This is a genomic window from Mesorhizobium sp. M7A.F.Ca.ET.027.02.1.1, from assembly GCF_004022985.1.
Classification (GTDB): domain Bacteria; phylum Pseudomonadota; class Alphaproteobacteria; order Rhizobiales; family Rhizobiaceae; genus Mesorhizobium.
The window spans coordinates 1-4,449 of sequence record NZ_RZOL01000466.1 but is presented as its reverse complement, the minus strand read 5'-3'; the positions used below and the strand labels follow the sequence as shown (position 1 = coordinate 4,449).

At 64.2% G+C, this 4,449-nt stretch carries 8 protein-coding genes and 1 pseudogene; 5 read left to right on the top strand and 4 right to left on the bottom strand.

Annotated elements, in window-relative coordinates; translation table 11 throughout:
• Together EN749_RS31350 and EN749_RS31345 are read right to left on the bottom strand one after the other, a co-directional pair.
• A partial coding sequence (locus EN749_RS31350) for a beta-ketoacyl synthase N-terminal-like domain-containing protein (protein WP_281061934.1) occupies window positions 1-737 on the bottom strand: 737 nt, incomplete at its 3' end.
• 5 nt (window positions 738-742) lie between these two features.
• Entirely contained in the window at window positions 743-997 is a 255-nt protein-coding gene (locus tag EN749_RS31345; protein ID WP_013528393.1) for an acyl carrier protein, read from the bottom strand.
• 222 nt (window positions 998-1,219) lie between these two features.
• Between EN749_RS31345 and EN749_RS31340 the strand changes: the two genes are divergently transcribed.
• The 5 genes from EN749_RS31340 to EN749_RS31320 are packed head-to-tail and all read left to right on the top strand — an operon-like array spanning window position 1,220 to window position 3,590.
• Window positions 1,220-2,059: an urease accessory protein UreD gene (locus EN749_RS31340; protein WP_127808313.1), complete on the top strand. Its 840-nt coding sequence runs from the start codon at window positions 1,220-1,222 to the stop codon at window positions 2,057-2,059.
• A 28-nt stretch (window positions 2,060-2,087) separates the two neighbouring features.
• Window positions 2,088-2,390, top strand: a complete 303-nt coding sequence (locus tag EN749_RS31335) for an urease subunit gamma (RefSeq protein WP_127808314.1) — start codon at window positions 2,088-2,090, stop codon at window positions 2,388-2,390.
• A 10-nt stretch (window positions 2,391-2,400) separates the two neighbouring features.
• On the top strand, window positions 2,401-2,655 hold the full coding sequence (locus tag EN749_RS31330) for a DUF1272 domain-containing protein (protein ID WP_128364606.1): 255 nt from the start codon (window positions 2,401-2,403) through the stop codon (window positions 2,653-2,655).
• Between the two features lie 33 nt (window positions 2,656-2,688).
• On the top strand, window positions 2,689-3,276 hold the full coding sequence (locus EN749_RS31325; protein ID WP_128364605.1) for a HupE/UreJ family protein: 588 nt from the start codon (window positions 2,689-2,691) through the stop codon (window positions 3,274-3,276).
• An 8-nt stretch (window positions 3,277-3,284) separates the two neighbouring features.
• Window positions 3,285-3,590, top strand: coding sequence for an urease subunit beta (locus EN749_RS31320; protein WP_027040029.1), 306 nt, complete (start codon window positions 3,285-3,287; stop codon window positions 3,588-3,590).
• A gap of 20 nt (window positions 3,591-3,610) precedes the next feature.
• Here EN749_RS31320 and EN749_RS31315 read toward each other — a convergent pair whose 3' ends face one another.
• Window positions 3,611-4,099 (bottom strand): hypothetical protein, encoded by a 489-nt coding sequence (locus tag EN749_RS31315; RefSeq protein ID WP_128289907.1) that lies wholly within the window; start codon window positions 4,097-4,099, stop codon window positions 3,611-3,613.
• 129 nt (window positions 4,100-4,228) lie between these two features.
• Window positions 4,229-4,449, bottom strand: a pseudogene (locus EN749_RS31310) (hypothetical protein); the annotation flags it as partial.

Sequence of the window (4,449 nt, the reverse complement as noted above, 5' to 3'; positions counted from 1 at the left end):
ATGGTGGCACCGCGCGCCATGGCGTGTTCGTAGCTCTCCAGCACCGCCATGCCGGCGCCCTCGCCGAGCGACAGGCCCTGGCGATCTGCCGAGAATGGCCGGCAAGTGTCGGGTGCCAGCACCCGCAGCGCTTCCCAGCCCTTCAGAATACCCCAGACCAGCGGCGCATCGGTGCCGCCGGCGACCATCACATCGGCGCGGCCAAGCCTGATCTGGTCGACGGCCGAGGCGATGGCGTGGTTGGACGACGAGCAGGCCGAGGTGACGCCGAAGACCGGGCCGCGCAGGCCGAGATTCATGCTGACGTGGCCGGAGGCCGCACTTGGCATCACCTTTGGCACGGTGAAGATACCGGCGCGGTTCTTGCCCTCGATCAGGATGGCGCGATAGCTCTCTTCGATCGCCTCCCAGCCGCAGACGCCGACACCGACGACGGTGCCCATCCGATAGGTGGTGGCTTCATTCGAAACCAGGCCGGCCTGCTGCATGGCTTCTCTGGCTGCGATCGTCGCCAGCAGGCTGAAGCGGTCCATCGACACGGTCTGCTTGCGGTCGATTCCGTGATCGGGAAGTGCCTTGATTTCGCAGCCGACCTTGACCTTCAAATCATGCAGCTGGGGACTTGTGATCTGGCCGATGGCCGAGCGGCCGGCGCGCATCTCGTTCCAGATCGCGGGCGCGCTGGTGCCGAGCCCGCAAATGCCGCCCATGCCGGTGATGACAACGCGCTGCCGCATTCAGTTCAGGCTTTTTTCGCGATCAGCGCGCGCACAGCTTCGACCATGTCGCCGACATTCTTCAGATTGCTCCAGGCGTCGACCGTGTTCATCTCGATCTCGATGCCATACTCTTCCTCAAGATCGAAGATAATCTCCGTCAGCTCGAGCGAATGGATGCCAAGCGAGGTCAATTCGGTGGTGGTGGTGATTTCTTCGCCGCCGGGCTCGGCATGAGCCTTGATCTTCGCGATGATATCCGTTGCCAGCTGGTCGGCCATTCGGTTCCTTCCCCACTATCTCGACGTTTCCCGACGCCAACTGAGCAGCGCCCCTTTTTCTCCTGGTATCAAGCCACCGTCGTCGTTTAATACCCTCGCCAAGCGCAGCATGACCGTACCAAGGTGGTTCCCTCTATAGAAACCGAAACGTTGTCAAGCAACAAGCTATATCGAACTCCATATCGACAAAGCCGACGGAGTGCTTAACGTGCAGGCATGGATATGGGCGAACCTAACGGCGAACATGACGGGATTTCGACGCAGCGCGTTGCGGGCGTCGCGCGGCTTTCCTGCGCCCTCAGTGAGGGCCGCACGCGCCTGCGGCGCCTCTATCAGGACGGCGCCGCCAAGATAAGAATGCCGGCCGTCTCGACCGATCCGCTCGAAGCGGTGCTGATCAACACCGCCGGCGGGATGACCGGCGGCGACCGTATCGCCTGGGAGGTGGATGTCGGCGCGGCCGCTTCGGCGTCGATCACCACGCAGGCCTGCGAGAAGATCTACCGGGCGGCATCCAACCGTGCCGAAGTGCGAGTCAATTTGTCGGTCGGCGAAAATGGCCGGATCGCCTGGCTGCCGCAGGAAACCATCGCCTTCGACCGGGCGGCCTTTGCCCGCACGCTCGAGGTCGAGCTTGCCGTCGGCGCCGAGGCGCTGGTGCTGGAAGCCGCCGTTTTCGGCCGCCTGGCGATGGGCGAACGCGCCACGCAGGGCGACTTCCATGACCGCTGGCGTGTGCGCCAGGATGGCGCCCTCATTCATGCCGAGGATTTCCGCATCGGACCCGATATCGCCGCCACGCTCGACCGCCCGGCGGTTGCCGGCGGCGCGATTGCGGTGGCGACGCTGCTTCTGGTGTCGCCACGCGCCGAGGCCCTGCTCGACCGGGTTCTGGAGATCGTCGGCGACCACGGCAGCGCCAGCGTCTGGAGCGTGAAGAAATCTGGCAAGCTTCTTGCGAGGCTCTACGCCGGGGACGGCTACCGGCTGCGCCAGCGGCTGGTTCCACTCGTCGAATTGCTTAACGGAAGGGCGGGGTTGCCCAAATTATGGTCACTATAGGCCTGTCTCTACCAATCCAGGGAAACGCATGAACCTGACGCCGAGGGAAAAGGACAAGCTGCTGATCGCCATGGCGGCGATCGTGGCGCGCAAGCGGCTCGAACGCGGCATCAAGCTCAACCATCCGGAAGCGATCGCGCTGATCACCGACTTCGTCGTCGAAGGCGCCCGCGACGGCCGTCCGGTCGCCGAACTGATGGAAGCCGGCGCTCATGTCGTCAGCCGCGCGCAAGTCATGGAAGGCATCGCCGAGATGATCCATGACGTGCAGGTCGAGGCGACTTTTCCCGACGGCACCAAGCTGGTGACCGTGCACGAACCGATCCGTTGAGGAGGACAGGATGCTGGAGCTGCGTCCCAACTGCGAATGCTGCGACAAGGACCTGCCGCCCGAAGCGACGGATGCGCTGATCTGCACCTTCGAGTGCACCTTTTGCGCCGGATGCGTGGAACAGGTGTCGGGCGGCATCTGCCCCAATTGCGGCGGTGGTTTTTCGGCGCGGCCGATCCGCCCGCCAGCGATGCTGAAGAAATATCCGGCGTCGAGCAGACGTGTTCTCAAGGCTGAAGGCTACGGTCCCAGCAAGGCGGCGTAAACACCAGACCGAGCAAAACGAAAGGCAAATAGAATGATCCCTGCCAAACGCCTCTGCCTGTCGGCGATCCTGCTGCTGGCCGCTGCCATGCCGGCCTATGCTCATGTCGGCATCGGCACGGCCTCCTCCTTCACGGCCGGCTTCATGCACCCGCTTTCCGGGCTCGATCACATGACGGTGATGGTCGCGGTCGGGCTGTGGGCGGCGCTCAAGGGCGGCAAGGCGGTTCTTGCCTGGCCGGCGGCCTTTGTCGGCGTCATGCTGGTTGGCGGCGCGCTGGGCATGCTGCACATGCCGCTGCCCTTCGTCGAGCCGGGCATACTGGCATCGGTCGTGACGCTCGGGCTGCTGGTGGCGCTGGCGATCGATCTGCCGGTCTCGGCCGGGGTCGCCATCATCGGCCTGTTCGCACTTTTCCACGGCCACGCGCATGGCACCGAGGTGCCGGAGAATGCCGGCGGGCTTGAATACATGGCCGGCTTTGCCATCGCCACGCTGTTGCTGCATACCGCCGGCATCGCTGCCGGTCTCAGTCTCGGCATCCGGTTCCGTGGAGTGGCCCGTGCTGCCGGTGCCGCCTGTGCGGCGATCGGCATCAGTCTCGCCTTCGGCATCGTGTGAGGGCGACCATGATCCCTGGTGAAATCATCACGGTGGGCGGCGACATCGAACTCAACAAGGGCCTGCCGACCGTCACCCTGAAAGTCGCCAACAGCGGCGACCGGCCAATCCAGGTCGGCAGCCACTACCATTTCTTCGAGACCAATGAGGGGCTGAAATTCGACCGCGAGCGCGCCAGGGGCATGCGTCTCGACATTGCCGCAGGCACGGCCATGCGTTTCGAGCCGGGCCAGGAGCGCGACGTCACGCTGGTGCCGCTCGGCGGCAAACGCGAGGTCTACGGATTTCAGCAGAAGGTGATGGGCAAGCTGTGAGATCTTCCAGCGCGCTCAGCTCAGTTCGATGGCTTGGCCGCGGCGTAGATGACGACCTTCCCGGGATCATCGAATTCGACGGCGAGGACATCCTGCGCCTGCACGCGCCGCGATTCGATGGCGTTGAACAGCAGCGCGTTGGCCTCGATCTCCTTGCGCAGCTCCGTGATGTCGTCTTGATGCTGCTTGACCTTGCTTTCGATCTCCGGCGGCGGGCCGCCTTCGCTGCGCGCGGCGTCGGTGAGGAACACGATGTCGACCTTGTCGAGCTTGGACGTCTTGCGCACCGTACCGATGTTTTCACGCGTGCGGTCGATCGCCGTGTTGACGCTGCGGGCCTCAGCGGTGGCCTTGGCCTCTTCCTGCTTGACCTGCGAGCCGACGATGCGGTTGACGGTCTCCGTGCTTTCGAGCCCTTGCGCCTTCAATCCGGTAGCAGGACCAGCAGCCGCCAGGAACGCCGTGGCGGCGACTGCCCGCATTCCGGTCGAGAAAGAAGTGATCGCCATCGCTCGCTCCTGAGAGAAGTCGTTTCGGGACGCGGGTTAGCGCGAAAAGAACAAAACGAATGCCGCCCGGCGAAGGTTCCTTTCCCGATCCGGCCGGCCGGCCGAATGCCGGCCCGCCGTGCCGTCTCGTCAGCTCGCCTTCTTGGTGATCAAGGTCAGTGCGCCATTGGGTTCCATGCTGGCCGCGACCACCTGCGCAGAGGTCATTCCCTTGGCCTCCAGCGCCGACTTCACCTTGGGTGTGGCATCGATCGAGCTGCGCAGTTTCTTCAAGCCGTCATCGCCGCGCTGGGCGATCACCTGGTTGACCTGCGTCTGGGTGTCCTTTGGCAACTCGGTGATGTCGACGA